Origin of the sequence: Burkholderia sp. L27(2015) (assembly GCF_009765705.1) — a bacterium.
In the GTDB taxonomy this organism is placed as follows: domain Bacteria; phylum Pseudomonadota; class Gammaproteobacteria; order Burkholderiales; family Burkholderiaceae; genus LMUX01.
This window is the reverse complement of the sequence record NZ_LMUX01000016.1, coordinates 1,115,881-1,134,993: the sequence shown is the minus strand read 5'-3', so window position 1 is coordinate 1,134,993 and position 19,113 is coordinate 1,115,881. Positions and strand designations below refer to the sequence as shown.

General features: G+C 60.4%; 15 protein-coding genes and 1 pseudogene. 10 read left to right on the top strand and 6 right to left on the bottom strand.

The annotated features are described in order from the left end of the window. Window positions 1-51 precede the first annotated feature (51 nt). The 4 genes from GSQ77_RS13050 to GSQ77_RS13035 all read left to right on the top strand — a co-directional run bounded on the left by GSQ77_RS13050 (window position 52) and on the right by GSQ77_RS13035 (window position 5,858). A complete protein-coding gene (locus GSQ77_RS13050; protein WP_158902662.1) occupies window positions 52-1,320 on the top strand; it encodes an MFS transporter in 1,269 nt (422 codons plus the stop codon). Window positions 1,321-1,380: 60 nt separating this feature from the next. Continuing rightward, window positions 1,381-2,181 (top strand): ABC transporter substrate-binding protein, encoded by an 801-nt coding sequence (locus GSQ77_RS13045; protein ID WP_158902660.1) that lies wholly within the window; start codon window positions 1,381-1,383, stop codon window positions 2,179-2,181. Next, window positions 2,178-5,330, top strand: coding sequence for an EAL domain-containing protein (locus GSQ77_RS13040; protein WP_158902658.1), 3,153 nt, complete (start codon window positions 2,178-2,180; stop codon window positions 5,328-5,330). The genes GSQ77_RS13045 and GSQ77_RS13040 overlap by 4 nt, the downstream gene beginning before the upstream one ends. 87 nt (window positions 5,331-5,417) lie before the next feature. Continuing rightward, a complete protein-coding gene (locus GSQ77_RS13035; RefSeq protein WP_158902655.1) occupies window positions 5,418-5,858 on the top strand; it encodes a CBS domain-containing protein in 441 nt (146 codons plus the stop codon). Between the two features lie 14 nt (window positions 5,859-5,872). Here GSQ77_RS13035 and GSQ77_RS13030 read toward each other — a convergent pair whose 3' ends face one another. Continuing rightward, window positions 5,873-6,490, bottom strand: coding sequence for a DJ-1/PfpI family protein (locus tag GSQ77_RS13030; RefSeq protein ID WP_158902652.1), 618 nt, complete (start codon window positions 6,488-6,490; stop codon window positions 5,873-5,875). A 95-nt stretch (window positions 6,491-6,585) separates the two neighbouring features. Here GSQ77_RS13030 and GSQ77_RS13025 point away from each other — a divergent pair, with 95 nt between their 5' ends. Next, window positions 6,586-7,920, top strand: coding sequence for a PLP-dependent aminotransferase family protein (locus tag GSQ77_RS13025; protein WP_158902650.1), 1,335 nt, complete (start codon window positions 6,586-6,588; stop codon window positions 7,918-7,920). On the opposite strand, the gene GSQ77_RS13020 is transcribed toward GSQ77_RS13025, so the two are convergent. Both GSQ77_RS13020 and GSQ77_RS13015 read right to left on the bottom strand, forming a co-directional pair. Further along, window positions 7,914-8,924: a phosphatase PAP2 family protein gene (locus tag GSQ77_RS13020; RefSeq protein ID WP_158902647.1), complete on the bottom strand. Its 1,011-nt coding sequence runs from the start codon at window positions 8,922-8,924 to the stop codon at window positions 7,914-7,916. The two genes, GSQ77_RS13025 and GSQ77_RS13020, sit on opposite strands and share 7 nt — an antisense overlap. Further along, the gene (locus tag GSQ77_RS13015) at window positions 8,921-9,853 is read right to left on the bottom strand and encodes a LysR family transcriptional regulator (RefSeq protein ID WP_158903023.1); all 933 of its coding nucleotides are present in this window, start codon (window positions 9,851-9,853) and stop codon (window positions 8,921-8,923) included. Before GSQ77_RS13015 ends, GSQ77_RS13020 begins: the two co-directional genes overlap by 4 nt. Before the next feature lie 309 nt (window positions 9,854-10,162). Between GSQ77_RS13015 and GSQ77_RS13010 the strand changes: the two genes are divergently transcribed. From GSQ77_RS13010 to GSQ77_RS13000, 3 genes are read left to right on the top strand one after another with little or no spacing between them, the layout of a single operon-like run. Then, window positions 10,163-11,725 (top strand): DHA2 family efflux MFS transporter permease subunit, encoded by a 1,563-nt coding sequence (locus GSQ77_RS13010; RefSeq protein WP_158902644.1) that lies wholly within the window; start codon window positions 10,163-10,165, stop codon window positions 11,723-11,725. A 44-nt stretch (window positions 11,726-11,769) separates the two neighbouring features. After that, the gene (locus GSQ77_RS13005; protein WP_158902641.1) at window positions 11,770-13,290 is read left to right on the top strand and encodes an efflux transporter outer membrane subunit; all 1,521 of its coding nucleotides are present in this window, start codon (window positions 11,770-11,772) and stop codon (window positions 13,288-13,290) included. Between the two features lie 34 nt (window positions 13,291-13,324). Beyond that, window positions 13,325-14,605, top strand: coding sequence for an HlyD family efflux transporter periplasmic adaptor subunit (locus tag GSQ77_RS13000; protein WP_158902638.1), 1,281 nt, complete (start codon window positions 13,325-13,327; stop codon window positions 14,603-14,605). A 2-nt stretch (window positions 14,606-14,607) separates the two neighbouring features. Here GSQ77_RS13000 and GSQ77_RS12995 read toward each other — a convergent pair. Both GSQ77_RS12995 and GSQ77_RS12990 read right to left on the bottom strand, forming a co-directional pair. Further along, a pseudogene (locus tag GSQ77_RS12995) lies at window positions 14,608-15,501 on the bottom strand (autotransporter domain-containing protein); the annotation flags it as partial. A 358-nt stretch (window positions 15,502-15,859) separates the two neighbouring features. Beyond that, a complete protein-coding gene (locus GSQ77_RS12990; protein WP_158902635.1) occupies window positions 15,860-16,843 on the bottom strand; it encodes a GyrI-like domain-containing protein in 984 nt (327 codons plus the stop codon). A 257-nt stretch (window positions 16,844-17,100) separates the two neighbouring features. On the opposite strand from GSQ77_RS12990, the gene GSQ77_RS12985 reads away from it, so the two are divergent. After that, the gene (locus GSQ77_RS12985; RefSeq protein ID WP_158902632.1) at window positions 17,101-17,475 is read left to right on the top strand and encodes a Rap1a/Tai family immunity protein; all 375 of its coding nucleotides are present in this window, start codon (window positions 17,101-17,103) and stop codon (window positions 17,473-17,475) included. Between the two features lie 264 nt (window positions 17,476-17,739). Continuing rightward, complete coding sequence (locus GSQ77_RS12980; protein ID WP_367889663.1) at window positions 17,740-18,012, top strand: hypothetical protein; 273 nt, start codon at window positions 17,740-17,742, stop codon at window positions 18,010-18,012. A gap of 46 nt (window positions 18,013-18,058) precedes the next feature. Here the strand turns inward: GSQ77_RS12980 and GSQ77_RS12975 are convergent, their stop codons facing one another. Further along, a complete protein-coding gene (locus GSQ77_RS12975; protein WP_158902630.1) occupies window positions 18,059-19,084 on the bottom strand; it encodes a hypothetical protein in 1,026 nt (341 codons plus the stop codon). Between the last annotated feature and the right edge of the window lie 29 nt (window positions 19,085-19,113).

Below are 19,113 nucleotides of genomic sequence, written 5' to 3'. Positions count from 1 at the left end.
CGTACTCTGACAAGCGCGTTTCGACACCCAAGCCCAAACCCGAGTAAACCTATGAACCCGTCCGCCAACACGATCACCGCCACCCAGGCAAGCGTAGACCGAAGCAGTTACGCGGAGCGCAACACGCCTTACTGGCGACGCAACCTGGTCATCTGCGTGATCGGCTCGTTCACCACGCTCGTCAGCCTGAGCATGTTGTTGCCGTTCCTGCCGCTGTATGTGCAGCAGTTGGGCGTCACATCGCCAGCGGCGGTGGTGCAATGGTCAGGCGTCGCGTTCGGTGCGACTTTTCTCGGTACCGCGGTGACCGCGCCGATCTGGGGGCGGCTTGCCGACCGGTATGGCCGCAAGCCCATGCTGGTACGCGCGGCGATCGGCATGGCGATTGTAATGTCGATGATAGGCCTCGCGCACAGCGTGGTCGAACTCGTGGTGTTGCGCTTGATGGCCGGCTTGATCGGCGGCTATGCGTCGGCTGCCATCGTGATGATAGGCACGCAGGCACCGCGCGAACGTGCGGGATGGGCGCTCGGCATCCTCTCTACCGGCGCGCTCGCCGGCAATCTGATCGGACCGTTGATCGGCGGTTTCCTGCCGACCTGGATCGGCATCCGCGGCACGTTTTTCGCGGGCGGCGCAATGATCGCGGCGGCAGCACTCCTGACCATCGTGCTGGTGCGTGAAGACTTCCATCCCGAGTCCGACGCAAAACGGAAAAACGTCGGCGCATCTGCAGCAACGAATCCGACGAATCGCATCGTCACCGCTGCACTGCTTCTGACCGCGATGATGGTGCTGCTCGCCAACATGTCGATCGAGCCTATCATCACCGTCTATATCGCCCATCTCAACGTGCCGACGGACAAGCTCGCACGCACAGCCGGCATCGTGATGGCGTGTTCCGCGTTCGGCAGCATCCTGACTGCGGCACGGCTCGGCGCTCTGGCAGACCGCATCGGCAGCTGGAACGTGATCATCGGTTGCTTGGTGGCGACCGGGCTCGTGATGGTGCCGCAGGCGTTCGTCACGCATTGGTGGCAATTGGCGGCCTTGCGCGGGTTGATGGGAATGACGATAGCCGGCTTGTTGCCTTCGATCGCGAAGCTGGTTCGGCACTCGGTCGATGACCGCAATTCGGGAAAGATGCTCGGCTATCTGCAGTCCGCACAGTTTTCCGGACAGGTCGTGGGGCCACTGATCGGCGCACAGATCGGTGTACATATCGGTTTGCACTCCGTGTTCTTCGTCACCGGTTCGCTGCTGGTCGCATGTGCCGCGCTCAATCACTGGGCTCGTAGTCGCCCGGTACGGGTATCCTGAAATAGGCAACGGGTTAAAAAATCTCTATACTTTAGCCACTTCGACCACCGTGGCTAATTCGTGATCCGACATTGTCTTCTAGGCTTGCTGCTCGCGATGTGCTGCGTTGGCTGCGCGGTTGCGGCCGGCACCGGTCCGGATTGCTCACGTCCTTTCACGCTGGCGCTGCACGATCACGGGCTGCTCTACTCCGCCGATACCGACACAGGGATCGACAAGGATTTCGCCGAAGAGCTGACCCGCCGCAGCGGCTGCCAGATCGGCGTCAGCGTCATGTCGCGCGCCCGCATCTGGCAACTGATCGAGTCCGGTGCGCTCGATTTCAGCCTGTCCGGCATCGCGAACACCGAACGCAACCAGTACGCCTCGTTCGCCTGGTACTTCAGCAATAAATACTACTTACTGGTACGTAACGATGCCGGTATCCGCAAGTTGAGCGATTTCGAGCACACCGACAGTTTTCAGCTCGGTGTGATCCGCAGCTTCCGCTACAGCGACTCGGCCAATCGGCTGGTCGACAAGCTGGCGTCTGAAAATCGCGTCACGCAAGCTGGCGCCCTGGATCCCTTGTATCAGGCACTGATCCTGCGGCGCATCCAAGGCATGATCATGGAGCCGTTCGACTACCCGGCCCTGGATGAAAAGAACATCCGCAGCGTCACCACCATTATCGAGTTCAACGACCCTGCGGTGCCCCACGGCCTGATCATGTCGAAGAAGGCGTTATCGCCCGCAGAGCAAGCCAAGTGGCGCGCGTTGGTGGACCAGATGCGTGCCGATGGCACCGTGCGCCGCATTTTCGAAAAGTACTTCAAACACGACCTCGCCGATTCGATGGTCGATTTCCAGCCCCCACCGTGACCTGGACACGCTTGATCCTGCTGCCCCTGCTGATCTTGTCCGCCGCGCTTGGCGTTACCTGGATCGTGTGGGATCACGAGCGGCAAGCCGCCCACAATGAGCTGCTCTCGCAGTTCAACTTCTCGATGGGCGACACCGTCAGTCGTGTCGAACAGCGCATGGCGACCTACGAACTGATGCTGCGCGGCGTGCAGGGGCTGTTCGCCGCTACCGGCACGCTGGATCGCGAGACCTTCCACGACTACGTCGGCACGCTCAATCTCGACGCCAACTTTTCCGGCGTCCAGGCCATCGGGATCACCCAATGGGTGCCGGCAAAGCAAGAGAATGCTCATGTCACCGCGATGCGCCGGCTCGGTTTTACGGACTACACCGTCCAGCCCCAGGGCATGCGCGAAGGCTACGCGCCCATCGTCCAGCGCGAACCGTTTACCGGCCGCAATCGCGCCTCGCTAGGCTTTGACGCCTGGGCCGACCCGGTACGCCGGCTCGCCATGGAAAAGGCGCGCGATTCTGGCATGGCTGCGATTTCCGGCAAAGTCCGCTTGTCGGTCGATAGCGAGAAGGATGCGCGGCCCGGCTTCATCATGTACTTGCCGATCTACGCCCGAGGCCAGCGGCAGGACAGCGTCGCCGAGCGCCGAGCACACCTGCTCGGCTGGGTCTATGCCTCTTTCCGCATGCACGATGTCATCGCCAGCCTTTACGGCGAGCAGCCGCCTGGCCTTTCTTTGGCCATATACGACGGCGTCGAACCGTCCGCCGCGACACTGCTGCATCGCTCCTCCGATCTCGTCGGACAGCACATGCCCCCGGCCATTTCAGCCAACGAGTATCTGGTCATCGCGGGACACGACTGGACGCTATCGATGAGCGCCCAGCACGACTTCAAAGCCCGCTTCGCCCGCAATGCCGGCCTGTTGATCGCCTGCGCGGGCACCGGCCTGAGCCTGCTACTCGCGCTGCTCGCCTGGTTGATGGTGACAGGCCGAGGCCGCGCCATGCGATTGGCCTCCAAGATGACCCGCGAATTACGCGAGAGCGAGGAGAAATTCCGCGCCATTGCCGACTGCACGGTCAACTGGGAAGTCTGGTGGGGACCGGATGGCAAGCCACGCTGGATCAACCCATCCGTCAAGGAATACACCGGCTACACCGTGGACGAGTGCATGGCGATGAGCGATTTTGCCGGCACGCTGATTTATGTCGAAGATTTGCCCCGCGTGAGCGCCGAATTCCTGAAGGGGTTCCAGGGCTTGCGCGGCGATAACCTGGAATTCCGTTGCGTACGCAAAGACGGCTCGCTGGTCTGGCTTTCCGTTTCCTGGGTCCCCATCCGTGATTCCAGGGGCGTTTTGGCAGGCTTTCGCACCAGTGGACGCGACATCACCGACCGCAAACAGGTCGAGGCCGAGCTTCGCATCGCCGCGGTCGCGTTCGACTCGCTGCAAGGCATGATGGTGACCGACGCCAGCAGCACGATCTTGCGTGTCAATTCGGCGTTCACCGAGTGTACCGGCTACACGGCCGCGGAAGTCGTGGGCAAGAACCCGCGCATACTCGGGTCGGGCCGCCATGATGCGGCGTTTTTCCGCGAGATGTGGGACACGATCCAACGCGATGGCGGATGGCAGGGAGAGGTCTGGGATCGCCGCAAGAACGGCGACATCTATCCGAAATGGCTCACGATCTCAGCCGTGACGGGCGACGATGGTGTGGTCAGCCATTATGTCGGCACCCATCACGACATTACCGAACGCAAGATCGCGGAAGAAAGGATCAAGGAGTTGGCCTTCTTCGATGCGCTGACTCGCTTACCCAATCGCACCCTGCTGCTCGATCGCTTGAAACAGGCCATAGCGCTCAGCGCCCGCAGCGTGTCTTGTGGCGCCTTGCTGTTCGTCGACCTCGATCGCTTCAAGACGCTCAACGATACGCTGGGCCACGACAAAGGCGACCTGCTGTTGCAACAAGTGGCGCAACGTCTCGCCGCCGCCGTACGTGAGGGCGACACGGTCGCGCGCGTGGGTGGCGACGAGTTCGTGGTGGTGCTGGGCGGCTTGAACGAAAGCCGGCAAGGCGCGATGCGCGAGACCGAAGTCGTGGGCGCAAAAATCCTCGCGGTTCTCGGCTGCTCCTATCAACTCGACGATACCGAATACCGCAGCACCGCGAGTATTGGCGCCACGGTATTCCGGGGGCACCAGACCTCCATAGACGAACTGCTGAAGCAGGCCGACCTGGCGATGTATAAGTCGAAAGAAACCGGGCGCAATGCGCTATGTTTCTTCGATCCCGCGATGCAGACCGTCGTGGTGGAACGCGCCGCCATGGAGGTGGATTTGCGTAAAGCCATCGAGGGCAATCAGTTCGTGCTGCATTACCAGGCACAGGTGCTCGGCGACGGCGATCATATAACCGGTGCCGAAGCGCTGGTGCGTTGGCACCATCCCGAGCGCGGCATCGTGCCGCCGACCGATTTCATTTCACTAACCGAAGAAACCGGGATCATCCTGGCGCTCGGCCACTGGGTGCTCGAGACCGCGTGTACACAGTTGGCGGTATGGGCAGGCCAGCCGGAAATGGCCGACCTCACCCTTGCGGTCAACGTCAGCGCCCAGCAGTTCCGCGAAGTCGACTTCGTGGATACGGTGTTGACCATCATCGCTCGAACCGGCGCCAACCCGCATAGGCTGAAACTGGAGCTGACCGAGAGCCTGTTGGTGGACAACGTGGAGGACATCATCCAGAAAATGGGCGAGCTCAAGGCCCGGGGCGTGGTGTTTGCACTCGACGATTTCGGTATCGGATATTCCTCGTTGTCGTATCTGAAGCGTCTGCCTCTGGATCAGTTGAAAATCGACCAATCGTTCGTGCGTGACGTCTTGATCGACCCCAACGATGCCGCTATTGCCAAGACCATCGTGGCGCTGGCCAAGAGCCTCGGACTGGGTGTGATCGCCGAGGGTGTGGAAACCGAAGCGCAGCGGGACTTCCTGGCCAGCGCGGGATGTCACGCTTATCAAGGGCACTATTTCTGCCGGCCGCTGCCTATCACGGAATTTGAAGAGTTCGTAAGCAGGGTTCGGTTCTCGGCGGTGGGTAGCTACCGCGACCCCCTCAAGCGATTGAGTGTCGGACCGCACTAGGTATTTGCCCGACAGTCGCCGAATGGGCAGGAGCGGCCTATACTGGAATTGTCTGTCTCTCACGAGGACAAACCTAGGAGCCGCACTATGACCAGCGTCGCGCAAATCCTCAAATCCAAACCCAACGAAGGTGTCTACACGGTCGCGGTATCGGATTCCGTGTATGAAGCGATCAAACTAATGGCGGAAAAGCATATCGGTGCGCTGGTCGTCACCGATGGCGATAACATCGCCGGCATCATCACGGAGCGCGACTATGCGCGAAAAGTGGTGCTGATGGACCGCTCGTCGAAAGACACGCCGGTGGGCGACATCATGAGTCGAGCGGTGCGCTTCGTGCGGCTCGACCAGACGAGCGACGAATGCATGGCGCTGATGACCGAGCGCCGGATGCGCCATCTGCCCGTGATCGATCATGAACGGCTGGTCGGCATGGTCTCGATCGGCGACTTGGTGAAGAACATCATCGCCGAACAGCAATTCACGATCCAGCAGCTCGAACATTACATTTCGGGCGAGCGTTACTGAACACCGCTCCTGGGTCAAACGGTGACGGGCTTGTCCTGCAGGAACGGGGCAATGTGTCCCATTGCGCGCGAAACATAATCGTCTTTCTCCCCTACCGGAGCGACGTAATGGATCGCCTTGACCGCCTCTTCGATACCCTCCAGGCGCCCGATGATCCAGGCAGCAAGGTAGTGCGACGCGAGACATCCCCCCGCGGTAGCAACATTGCCGCTGGCAAAAAAGGGCTGGTTCAAGACGTCAACGCCGGCTTCCTGGACCCACGGTTTCGTCGTCAGATCCGTACATGCCGGCACCCCATCGAGCAAACCGAGTTTGGCCAGCACCAATGTGCCGGAGCATTGCGCCGCGAGTAGCTGCCTAGCCGGATCGAACTGCAACTGCGCCATCATCGCCGCATCGGCGACCACTTCGCGCGTACCTATGCCGCTGCCCACAATGACCGCATCGGCATCACTGGCCTCGCGCAGCGACACGTGGGATTCAAGAACCACACCATTCATCGAGCGTACGCGCGCCGTGGGGCTGGCGATCGAGACGCGCCAGCCTGGCTTCTTGACGCGATTGAGGACACCCAGCGCGATTAGCGAGTCGAGTTCGTTGAAACCTTCGAAGGTGAGAATGGCAATGTGCATGGTGTCGTCTTCCTGTGCAAAAAGGGGCTTGGATCTCGGGTATCATAGGCACGAAAATCAGTACAATCAAATTATTGTCATGGATACAATCCGCGATGGCCCGTGCTCGCTACAAGCTGCTAGTCGACGCTTTTGCTAGCGACATCCGCGCCGGGCGCTTGCCGCCGGGCACCCGTTTGCCGACCCACCGCCAACTGGCAGCCAAGGAAGGGCTGGCCCTGGTCACTGCGACACGCGTCTATGCCGAGCTTGAGACGATGGGTTTGGTCAGCGGGGAAACCGGGCGCGGCACATTCGTCAGGGAAACCTCGCTGCCTCCCCGCTTGGGCATCGATCAGCACGCCACAGCCACCGGTTTGGTGGACCTCAACTTCAACTATCCGTCCCTCCCCGGCCAGACCGAACTGCTAAGAAATGCGCTGCGCCAACTCGCGTCTTCCGGCGATTTGGACGCTTTGCTGCGGTACCAACCGCACGCTGGACGCCAGCATGAGCGGGCGACTGTCGCGCGTCACCTCGCGTGTCGAGGGCTGACGGTCGAAGCCGATCACGTATTGATTGTGAGCGGCGCGCAGCATGGGTTGGCCGCAACGGTCATGGCACTTCTGCAGCCCGGCGACGTGGTCGCGGTCGACGCATTGACCTACCCAGGGTTCAAGGTGGTTGCTGAAGCGAATCGCCTGGAACTCGCCCCGATTCCCATGGCGGGTGAAGGTCTCGACCTTAACGCGTTGGAGCGCTTATGCATGAATCGGCCGGTGCGTGCCGTGTACGTGATGCCGACACTGCACAACCCGCTGGGATGGGTGATGGGTGCGCAACTGCGGCAACAATTGGCGTCGATTGCCCGCAAACACGGGCTGCTCATTATCGAGGACGCGGCTTATGCTTTCCTTGCCGAAGACGCACCGGCCCCGCTGGCGACGCTTGCGCCCGAGACGACCGTGTACATCTCAGGGCTTTCCAAAAGTGTAGCCACCGGACTTCGCGTCGGATTCGTCGCCGCGCCCGCTCAATGGGTGCCCTTGATCGAGCGAGCGGTCAGGGCAACCACCTGGAACACTCCCGGCGTGATGACGGCGATTGCCTGCGGGTGGATCGAGGACGGCACCGTCACTCGACTGGAGATCGAAAAGCGTCAGGATGCGATGACTCGTCAATCCATCGCGGCCGACGTTCTCGCCGGACTGCCACGCGTTTGCCATCCGGCATCCTACTTCGTCTGGCTGCCGTTGGCCGAAGAGGTTCGAGCCGACCGTGTTGCGATGGCGCTCATGCGCGAGGGCATCGCCGTGTCGACCGCGGAACCGTTCGCCACATCAGAACATGTACCGCATGCGATTCGCCTGGCGCTCGGATCCGTCGATTTGACCGCCCTGCGACAGGCGCTGGAAAAGGTTAGAGACGTGGTCGGTGCTTATTCTTATTGAGTTGGCTGAATCGACGGTTCAAGGAACTCGACACCCCTTCGGCGCTTCAGATAGCGTGCGATTGCGATCGATGCTGCAGCGAGTACCACCCCCGCGATAATATCGACTAAGTAGTGCGCACCAAATGGAATCGCTGAATAGGCCATCGCGACATTCCACACGATGGATACAGGAAAAAGCCAGCGAATGTGCCGCACCGCATAGGCAAACAGGACCGCGTGGGCGGCGTGGAGCGACGGCATTGAGATAAGTCCTTGCCGTTTATCCAGATCGAAAATGCTCATCGATCCCTCTCGCAATGCATAGAATTGCGACCAAGGCGTATCCTCATGTGGGCCCAATAAGCCAAAATGGATCAAGGGATCTGAAGCTGGGAATGGTGCAGAAATCAGGATCGTGGCAATCGCGATTGCCATGAACAACAACATAAAATCAGCGAGATCATCGGCGCGCCCCGCAATAACAAGCGCAACAATTGTAAGCGCCACTTGGGGGACGTAGCTCAAGTAAATAGTCGCTAGCACGACACTGGAGACGTGGTGCCGCATCTGCCATGCAAGCAGATCGGGCCAATGAAATCCAAGCGCTGCATCAAGTGCGATCAGTTCGTGGTCGATCAATGGTCGAGCGAGCGATACACCAAGGTTTTGCAGAATCACCGCGGCCTGTGCGAACAAACTCATTAGCACCACTGCATGAAGAATCACGCATCCGTTGTGAATACGAAGGCGTACGACTCCCTTTGAGTAGCGAGGCATGAATGCGATGCCGCGAAGGATCAGCATTACGCACGTCGGCACCAGCAGCTTTGTTACGCTGCGCGTCACCGATCCGGCGGACACAGTGAATCCGGCCTGTCGCATCCAACCATAATCAATGAGAATGACCGCCATCACAGTGGCCCATGCAAGGGCGTTCAGGCGGGCATGCGGCGACAGTAAAATGCTGGCCCATGGGTGGAAGTACGATTTGACCGGACGTTTAGATAAGTCGATCTCGCTCATTTGCCGTTCCAGGAATCAAACATATCAAGCCCTTGCAGCAGTCGCCGCGCGAGACGCGGTTGATGCAGTTGTTCCAGCCACCATTGCAGAGCGCGCCCTTCGTGATCGCCATGCCAGGCAACATAAAGTACGTTGGGCTCACGGGGATCGACTGTATTTTTCTCAATCAGATCGCCGCGCTTGAGCAGCGATGCAATCCGCCGTTTCGGCAGCCAGCCTATGCCCAGGCCGTCGCGCTGTGCGAGGATCTTCGCCCGCATGTTGGGTACAGCCAGCGACATCTGGCCGCCAACGAGTCCGTAGGCGCGTCCGGACGTCACTCTCGACGAATCGGCAACGACGATAGCACGATGAGCCGAAATGTCTTCCCGCTTGAGCGGGCCTTTAACCGCCGCCAGCGGATGGCGCGGTGAAACCGCAAATACCCATTCCATCTCACCCAGCTCAAACCATCGCAGACCCGGTATCGCAGGGGGCTCATTGGTAGCCCCTACAATCAGGTCGGCGCGGCCATCCCGCAGGGCCTCCCACGTGCCGCGCAGCACTTCATTCGTCAGACGCAGCTTGACGCCGGATTGCAACGCATCAAACGTACGGATTACCGGCATCACCAGATCGAACTCGATGATTTCGTCGGTCACGATCCACAGACGGTCCTCCCACCCATTGGCAATCTGCCGAACCCGCTGCGTCATGCGCGCCATGTCCTGCATGAGCCGCCCCGCCTCGTCCGCCAGCAAGAGCCCGGCCGGCGTGAGTTGTAACCGGTAGCGCCGACGATCAAACAACAATGCGTCGAAGCGGCTTTCAAGCTGGCGCGCCGCATGCGAGACGGTCGACGGCGCCTTGCCCAGTTGAGCCGCCGCGCGCGACAGGCTCCCCGTTTCGCGAATCGCGTTCAGCAGTGCCAGTTCTTCCTCCGACAACATGTTCAACTCCATCGAACGTTTTCATCGGGAATATCGTACGGCAAAACCATGGACTCGGTCCATCATGCATCAACGAACACAAACGCCTTTCGCAGTCGGCATAGGCGCACAGCATCGTCAACAAGGACCATCAATATGGGCCTCCTGGTCAAGGGTCAATGGCAAGACCGCAGGTATGACACACCGTCGACCAGCGCACGACAAGTGAGCCATTTTTTTCACCGAATATCTGACATATCAGATATTCGGTGACAGCTAAATCAAGACCGACCATCAAGCCACTTAATGAAGTCACATGAAGGACACAACATGAACCCGCCAAATACCGCGAGCGCTCCTGCGCCATTGACTGGCTGGCAGTTTGCACTGGGCGCATTCGCTGTGGCCCTCGCCACCTTCATGAACGTGCTGGACTCGTCGATCGCCAACGTCGCGATCCCGACAATGTCCGGCGACCTCGGAGTGTCCGTGGATGAAGGCACGTGGGTCATCACGCTGTTCGCCGCGGCCAATGCGGTGGCGATCCCGCTGACCGGCTGGCTCACGCAGCGGGTCGGTCAGGTCAGGCTTTTCGTGGCTTCGATTTTGCTGTTTGTAGTGGCTTCCGCCGTGTGTGGCCTCGCACCGAATTTGCCCTCTCTGCTCGTGGCCCGCGTCATACAAGGCGCAGTGGCGGGGCCGATGATACCGCTCTCGCAAGCGCTCCTGCTCAGCTCATTTCCGAAGCATAAGAGCGCGAGTGCGCTGTCGCTTTGGGCGATGACCGCAACGGTCGGGCCGGTCGCTGGACCCGCTCTCGGCGGCTGGATCACCGACAACTACAGCTGGTCGTGGATCTTCTACGTCAACGTGCCGGTTGGCCTGTTTGCCGCCGCAGTGATCTGGGCGCTCTACCGCAAGCGCGAAACGCCGTCGCGCAAGCTGCCGGTCGACAAGGTGGGGCTTTTCTCGCTGATCGTCTGGGTGGGTGCGCTGCAGATCATGCTCGACAAGGGCAAGGATCTCGACTGGTTCAATTCGCCGGTGATCTGGGCGCTCGCTATCGTCGTGCTGATCGCGTTCCTGTTCTTCGTGATTTGGGAGCTGACCGAGGCCAAGCCGATCGTCGACCTGCGTCTGTTCAAGGGACGCAATTTCCTGGGTGGCACCATCGCGATATCGATCGGGTACGCGCTCTACTTTTCCAACCTCGTGATCCTGCCTACGTGGATTCAGGAAAGCCTGGGTTACCCAGCCGTCGATGCGGGGTTGATCATTGCGCCGCTCGGTATCCTCGCCATATTCCTTGCGCCGGTAATGGGCAAGATCATGCCGAAATCGGACACGCGGATACTGGCGACACTCGCCTTCCTCTGCTTTGCGGGCGTGTTCCTGATGCGCTCGTGGTACACGACGGACGTCGACCCCTACACGCTCGTTCTGCCAACGTTGCTGCAGGGCATCCCGATGGCGCTGTTCTTCACGCCGCTCACGGCCATCATTCTGTCGGGCTTGCCGCCGGAGAAAATCCCGGCTGCCGCAGGCCTGTCGAGCTTCGCGCGGGTCTTCGCGGGTGCTGCGGGCACCTCGATTATGAGCACCATCTGGAACGACCGGACGATCCTGCACCATGCACAACTCGCTGAGCAGACCAGTATGAATAGCCCGGCCTATGTGCATGCGCTTGCCGGGATTCAGACGACGCTGCACGCGAATGTCTTCAAAGCGCAGAACTTTTTCGAAGCGCAATTAAGCGCGCAGGCGGCAATGCTCGGCGTGAACGATGTGTTCTTGCTGTCGGCGGTGACCTTTATCGTGATCATTCCGCTCATCTGGATTACCAAGCCCACCAAGAGCGGCGCGAAGAACGCAGCGGGCGCGGGCGGCCACTGAGCAGCGCTCGCCCTTTTTTTCCCATCAATCCAACAGGTCAGAAAATGAAAGCGCAGATCACTCAATCCGCCAGCGGTACCCGCGCGATGAAAGCAGGACTGTCGGCGATCCTGGCGGCGGTGCTCTCGGCATGCGCCAACTATGCGGGCATACACAGCGACCAGAAAATGGCCCAGCCGCAACAATTCAACACGACGCAAAGCCTGCCGGCTGAAAGGGGTCACTGGCCGGCGACCGACTGGGCCGACCAATTCGGCGACGCGCAATTGAAGGCCCTACTTGAGGAAGCGCTCAAGGGCAGCCCGACGATTGCGCAGGCGCGCGCCCGCATTGCCGGGGCGCAAGCCTATGCGGACACCGCGAAGGCCAGCACGATGCCGCGCGTCGACGCCGACTACTCGCTCACGCGCCAGCAGCTCAGCAGCACCTTCGACGTGCCGCCGCCCTACGCGGGCACCTGGCAAACCCAGAACAGTGCACTGCTGACGCTTTCGTACGATCTCGATCTGTGGGGCAAGAATCGCGAAACGCTGAAGGCGTCGATCTCGCAAGTGCAGGCAAGCGAGGCCGACGCGGAGGTCGTCAAGCTCACGCTCACAACCGCGCTCGCTCGCACCTATAACCAGCTTGCGCGGCTTTACGTACTGCACGATATTGCCCAGCAAGAAGTCGAGCGCCGCGAACAGATCGACCGCATCACGGCCGGCCGCATCGCGATCGGGTTCGACACCGCCGTCGAGCGCAAGACGGCGCAGGCGAATCTCGCGACCGCCCGCTCGGCGCTTGCCGAGCTCGACGGCAGCATCCTGACGACTCGCTACCAGTTGGCAGCGCTCATGGGCGAAGGCCCGGACCGCGGGCTCGCGGTCGCGCGGCCTGCGCTTGGCCTCGGCGACGCGGTGCGCCTGCCGGACCACCTGCCTGCCGACCTCGTGAGCCGCCGCCCGGACATCGTCGCGGCCCGCTGGCGCGTCGATGCGATTACGCATGAAGTGAAGGCGGCGAAGGCCGAGTTCTACCCGGACATCAATCTGAGCGCCGCGATCGGTCTGGACTCGTTCGGCTTCGGCCGCTTCCTGACGGCGGCAAGCCGCACGGTCAACGCGGGTCCGGCGATCCATCTGCCGATTTTCGACGCAGGTGCGCTGCGTGCGCAATTGAAGGGCCGTTACGCCGATTTCGATGATGCCGTCGCAACCTACGACCAGACGCTCATTACCGCCTTGAACTCGGTGGCGACGCAAATTGCGCAAATCCGATCGAGCGACGTGCAGCTTGGCGATGCGCAAGCGGCGCAACAAGCCGCGCGCGGGGCCGACGATCTGGCGATCACGCAGTACAAGGCTGGCCTGACGAACCAGTTGACCGTGCTCAACGCCGACATGAACACGCTGCGGGCCGATCAGGCCGTCGCTAACTTGCTGATGAACCGGCGCGACCAGCAGATCGCGCTCGCATCGGCACTCGGTGGCGGCTACGTCGATACGTCGTCTGATGCGTCGTCCCATGCATCCCGCAGCGCGGATTCAGCTGCGCTTTCCAACTCCTCCGTCGCCGCGCGTTGAGCCGGCACGTTTGCAAACTCTCTGGTGAATTGACATGAGCGATACCATCAAGGCTGACCGCACGAGTGCGGACCCGGCACACGCTAACAGCAACCGTGCCCACAATGCCTCCGCCGCAACCTCGCCGAATGCGGCGCCGTCCGGCGGCTCAGGCAAGCGCAAGCTGTGGCTCGCACTCCTGGGCATCGGCGTGGTGGTCGCGGGCGCGGCGTATGGCGCGTACTACATCACGTATGGGCAATATCACGAGTCGACCGACGACGCGTACGTCGATGGCAATCTCGTGGAACTCACGCCGCAAGTGACCGGCACAGTCAACGCGGTCAACTCGGACGACACGCAGATCGTGAAAGCCGGCGATCCGGTCGTCACGCTGGACCCGGCCGATTCGAGAATCGCCCTTCTGAACGCCGAGGCGGCGCTCGGTCAGGCCGTGCGCCAGGTGAGCACGCTCTACGTGAACAACGACTACTACGCGGCCAACGTCGCGCAGCGCGAGGCGGACCTGGCGCGCGCGCAGGACGATTTGCGGCGCCGTGTCGCGGTGCTCAACACCGGCGCGGTATCGGCGGAAGACGTCTCGCACGCCCGCGACGCTGTGGCCGTCGCTCAGGCATCGCTCGACGCCGCTCGTCAGCAGGCGCAATCGAACCATGCGCTGACCGACCGCACGTCGATCGAACAGCATCCGAACGTGCAAGCCGCCGCCACCAAGGTCCGCGACGCCTACCTCGACTACGCACGCAATACGCTGCCGGCACCGGTGACGGGCTACGTCGCGCAACGCTCGGTGCAAGTAGGCGAGCGCGTCTCGCCGGGCACACCGCTGATGGCTATCGTGCCGCTCAACGGCGTGTGGGTCGATGCGAACTTCAAGGAAGTGCAACTGCGCCGCATGCGCATCGGTCAGCCGATTACGATGACGGCGGATGTGTATGGTTCGAGCGTCAAGTACCACGGACGGGTGATCGGTTTCTCGGCGGGCACGGGTAGCGCGTTCGCGACGCTACCGGCGCAGAACGCAACCGGCAACTGGATCAAGATCGTGCAGCGCTTGCCGGTGCGTATCCAGTTCGACCAGAAGGAGCTGGAAGCGCATCCGCTTCGCATTGGGCTGTCGATGCAGGTCGCGGCCGACACGCGCGACGACTCCGGCACGCAGCTCGCCGCTGCTGTGAACACGAGCTATCGCACCGATGTGTTTGCGCAGTACGGCACGCAAGCCGATGCGGAGATCGCGAAGATCATTGAGCGCAACGAGATGGCGACACCGGCGATGCCATTAGCCCCGCCTTCGGCGAATGCATTGCCGTGAACGTACGCATAGCGCAAGCCCAGGCGTGGCGTCAACGTGAGTCCGGCGAACGTCATCGGCAGGCTCGCTTGGCTGGCCGCCGTCACTTCCTGCCCCATGTGGTCACCCGTCGCCGTGCCGATCGCTGCGCCAAACGGACGCTTCTGCGACAGGAAGTCCAGCCCATAGCCCAAGGTCGCCGAGACCCCAACCGGACCGAGCCAGCGATTGCCGTACACCGCTGCGCGCAGCGTATCGGTGGTGCCGCTATCACCGGTCGTCTGTTCATCGATATCGGCGTGGTTATAACCTGCGGCAACACCAACCGTGTAGTTCCCAACTTGATGATCGAGCCCAGTCATGAACCCATATTGGTCGGCCTGGAAACCCGGCTCGCCATTGGTGGCACCAATTCGCGTATGCGCGCCGGTGGCCGTCGCCCAACCGTTAAGCGCTCCGGTATCACGCGGCTGGCTCAATCGATCGAGCAAGGCCGCATTGGTATCTTGTGCTCCCAGAGCGAGTGTCGAGCCCAAGGCGGTGTAGATACTGGTATCAATCGGTCCAACGACGATCTGGGCCGCAGGCGTTGCCGCTTCAGTGAGCGCCAGATCGACTTCGTTGGCCTGATAGCTCACGGACTGCTGCAACGCCCCGAGGTTCGCGCCCGCTTGCACGGTGTTGGTCACGCTGCTAAAGCGACCGTTCACGCCGTTGGTCGCACTCAGGATCGTGTATTGCGTGGCCGCATAGGTGCCCGGGTCATACAGGATCGCGAGACTGCCGTTCAGGTTGGCCGCGCCATTCACCTTCAACTGTGAACCCGTGGTCGGATTGACCTCGATGGTCAGTGTCGCGGTACTGGCCTGGCTGTAGTTGCCATTAACGGTGAGCGTACCCACCGAGCCACCCGGCATTACGAAACCATTATTGATCACGTCGCCCACAATCGTGCCGCTGTTGGTGATCGTGATGTTTGAGCCGCTGATGCCGACGCCACCCGCCCCACCGTTCCCACCTGCGTTTGTTTCGGCGCCGTCACTGACCGACCCTCCGTTCCCCCCGTCACCACCCGTAGCGGTGCCGGTATTCGTGAACGTACCCGCTCCGGTGATGGCAACGCCCATCCCACCGTCGCCACCTGCGCCACCTGCGCCAGTAGTCGCTGAAACGGAACCGCTGCCAGCCCCACCGTTACCGCCCAGGAGGGTTCCGCTATTGCTACTGGTGACGGATCGCGGCGGCTTGATAAAACTTGCGGTTTGCTCGTAAAAATTACGTTACTTTTATTACCGGTAATAACAGGTCGAATCGCTGCGCGCCGCGATGGTTTTCCCACGGCGGTTCCCGATAGAGCTCGTATGCCTTGATCACCTCGACCGCATATTCCTGCGCGCTACTCGCCAGCCACGCGATGCTCAGTATCCGGTAAGTGTCGAAGATCTCGTCGTACGGTGCGTGATGCTCAAGCGATGCGTAGGTGTCGGCCGGGAATGTCAACGCGGTTAGCGCGCTGCACGGGGTATCAACGCCAGGGGCGACAATTGCGCAGTCGTAGCGGATCAGTTCATTCGGCGTGATTTCCGGACTATCGTGCGCAACGCCGATCGCCTGCAGTCCGTCCAATTGCATGCCAGCCGCGCGTAATGTTGCCGCAAACTTCTGCCAATGCATTTCGACGTTGGCATAGGAGCCGTAAAAGCGCATCGCCAGTAGCGGCATGTGTTGACGCTGGCGAACGAGCACCGCTTTGGCGCGCGCGAGGTCTTCCGGTCGAGGCTGGCTCGCCGCTTGTCTCGCATATACCCGATATTGCGTCGGAACCAGACCAAACTGGCGAAAAAACCCGCGCACAAAGGCTTCGTGGCTGCCGTAGCCGGCACCAAGCGCGATTTCGATCACCTGCTTGTCGTTAATCAGCAGGCTCACCGCCGCTTCGTCGAGTTTCACCCTCCGTACATAGGACGCGGGGGTCTCACCCATAGTCTCTTTGAAATAGCGTTGGAAATGGTAAGGGCTCAGATTGACGTGTGCCGCGACAGCGGTCATGCGCACAGATTCGGCCATACCGCTTTCCATGAAGCGAATGGCCTGCGCCAAGCGCCTGTCGTCGAGCGTGTCCGGCAGCGGCGCACGCAGCTTGGGCGGATGGCGCGAACCGGCAGGGGGCACGGCGTGCAACAGCTTCTTCTCGCGGTCGATCTGCGCCTGCTCTCGAGCAGTCAAGTCATGCTGAATTGCATCTATCGATTCGGGCATCGTGATGGGTATTCGAACCAACGAGAATTACGGGCCCGCCTCGCTTCTCCAGACAAAAACTTTCAAGAATCGACCGGACAGATCAGCATGTATATACGTCAGAACCGTCCAGAACTTGAGTTCCAAACTTCCGCAAAAACGGACATTTGGCGTTTGCATAAGGAATGCATCCCCGATGCAGACTGGGAAGGCCGATGCATCAATCGTCACAATGGCGGCACACAATAGCGCACCCTAACTCTTTGAATCGACATCCGATGAACAAATCAACGGCTGCCGCTTTGGCACTCATCACACTTTGCTCGATCGCGCACGCGAGTCCGGCGTCCGATATCAACAACGGGTTTCTCACAGGAAAATCGTTTCGAGGCGGAAGCCAATCGATGCGTACCGCCTACGTCATCGGCGTGCTCGATGGCTTTTCCTACGCTCCCGTCTTTGGCGCGCCAGACACGAAAATCGAGAAACTACGGCGTTGTGTCGGAACAATGCATGCCGACGCGCGACAAGTCGGCACCGTTGTCGACCAGTATCTTGATGCACACCCTGAGTCGTGGAGCGAGCAGATGCAACCGATAGTCCTGAGCGCAATGCGGCAGGTTTGCGCGACTCATAGCACGGCGATCGATTGACCGACTGCCGAGGCGCACTTCGGCGAGTGACGTAAGGAAAGTCGCCTATCGAAATCGATAAACCACTGACTCAGTTTTACTTTGCGCACTCACGCGAAGTGGCTCACATGCATGAAGGAGGCAAACCGCGCACCGCAGGCGTTGCAAGATGCTGCTTGATGCATTCGATGGAGAACAGGATGTCGCCGCACCGCTCAACGCCTGCCCTCATTCGCTCCCCGGCAGCGGGCTCGTCGCCGGGCGAAAGTTCCTAAGCTGCACCAATTGCTGGCCACGCTGCTCGCCTACCCTGGCGTAAAAACCGACTGGAAAAACCCAAAAGCCTTAAGGGCCACTCCAGTCACGCCCACCATGCCCGTCATACCCCTTAGCTTTGTGAAAGATAATAAGGTGTTGAATTATTTTTCGATGATCACGACCGTCGGAACACCACAAACGATCGCCGCGCAGGAACTGCGTATCGAGTGCATGTTTCCGGCGGATGACGCGACGGAAGCCCATCATATGAGAATGATGGACGACGTTCACTTTGGCTAAATGCGCCGTCTGCCGCGAAAAACGAAAGTCAGAGGTCACCCACCACTCAAGGTGATTTGCCGGACGCAAACGCCTGCTGGAACCTGGGCCAGAAACTCTCCCCCCAATCACGCATCTTTGCGACGTACGCGACCTTATCCGCGAAGCGGCCAATGTTTGGCGCATGCCAATCCGACTCACGTGCGGAGAGCGCGGTATTGGAAGCTATCCCGTCCCCTTCGGGATTAAACAAATACGTCACTTCGAGCAGCCCCCACTTTTCAGCTCTTGTAAATCGAACGTCTACCAGATCCTGCGGATAGCTCACCCCTTTTGCCGCAAGATCACCGGCCGCTGCACGATCAAGACTGGAGATTCTGATGGCACGATCCGCCCACTGTTGCAAAGGCGGAGTAAAGAAATTGTTGATCAGCCAGCATGCTTGGTGGTCGAACGGCGTTATCGACTCAATGAAAAGGTAGTTCAGGTCGGGATTTCCGCTTGTACACCCATTCGCTGCGGAAAAACCTGTTCCAGGCAAGTCACTGCTGCGCACCGCGAACACACGGACCCCGCCAACAAGTCGTTTGTGCTCTATGCGCCCCAGGAAATAAGCCATACCCGATGCTCCACGCAGATGAATGCTGCTGTTTGCTAGTTCGGCCCACTGTCCCGGGGGAAGTGGCACATCAAAACCAATGACAGAGATCGATTGGCGATAGGTACGGCCAAGAAGCGCATTGTCTAGGCCGGACGGATCTTTCGACTCAGCACCATTGGGCAATGCCAGCGAAATCTGCGCATTCGCCGGCGCTCTAGTCGTTCGGGTCGAAGCTGGCACAGCAGTGATTGATTGGCTAGTGGCCCCCTTGTTTGGTTGCTTCTGAATCGTATTAGCCAACGCCTGTGCTGTTACGGTATGCGCCAGCTTTGCGTTGGGCGTCACGTCGCCTGCTGGAGCGGCATGCACTATCGTTTGGTTCTGTTGCGAGTTATAAGTCACCGCCTCTGGCGTGGGCGACGGCGGCTTAACGTCTGTCGCCCGCCAATTCGGCGGAAAACGCACGACGGCAACGGAAAGCAAAAAAGCCATTGATAGGCAAACACGCCATAACGGCGCGC

Bases quoted from the DNA above. Each gene is read 5' to 3' on its own strand.
- GSQ77_RS13050 (WP_158902662.1), top strand. From the start codon at position 52: ATGAACCCGTCCGCCAACACGATCACCGCCACCCAGGCAAGCGTAGAC.
- GSQ77_RS13035 (WP_158902655.1), top strand. From the start codon at position 5,418: ATGACCAGCGTCGCGCAAATCCTCAAATCCAAACCCAACGAAGGTGTC.
- GSQ77_RS13030 (WP_158902652.1), bottom strand. From the start codon at position 6,490: ATGCACATTGCCATTCTCACCTTCGAAGGTTTCAACGAACTCGACTCG.
- GSQ77_RS13025 (WP_158902650.1), top strand. From the start codon at position 6,586: ATGGCCCGTGCTCGCTACAAGCTGCTAGTCGACGCTTTTGCTAGCGAC.
- GSQ77_RS13020 (WP_158902647.1), bottom strand. From the start codon at position 8,924: ATGAGCGAGATCGACTTATCTAAACGTCCGGTCAAATCGTACTTCCAC.
- GSQ77_RS13015 (WP_158903023.1), bottom strand. From the start codon at position 9,853: ATGTTGTCGGAGGAAGAACTGGCACTGCTGAACGCGATTCGCGAAACG.
- GSQ77_RS13010 (WP_158902644.1), top strand. From the start codon at position 10,163: ATGAACCCGCCAAATACCGCGAGCGCTCCTGCGCCATTGACTGGCTGG.
- GSQ77_RS13005 (WP_158902641.1), top strand. From the start codon at position 11,770: ATGAAAGCGCAGATCACTCAATCCGCCAGCGGTACCCGCGCGATGAAA.
- GSQ77_RS13000 (WP_158902638.1), top strand. From the start codon at position 13,325: ATGAGCGATACCATCAAGGCTGACCGCACGAGTGCGGACCCGGCACAC.
- GSQ77_RS12990 (WP_158902635.1), bottom strand. From the start codon at position 16,843: ATGCCCGAATCGATAGATGCAATTCAGCATGACTTGACTGCTCGAGAG.
- GSQ77_RS12985 (WP_158902632.1), top strand. From the start codon at position 17,101: ATGAACAAATCAACGGCTGCCGCTTTGGCACTCATCACACTTTGCTCG.
- GSQ77_RS12975 (WP_158902630.1), bottom strand. From the start codon at position 19,084: ATGGCTTTTTTGCTTTCCGTTGCCGTCGTGCGTTTTCCGCCGAATTGG.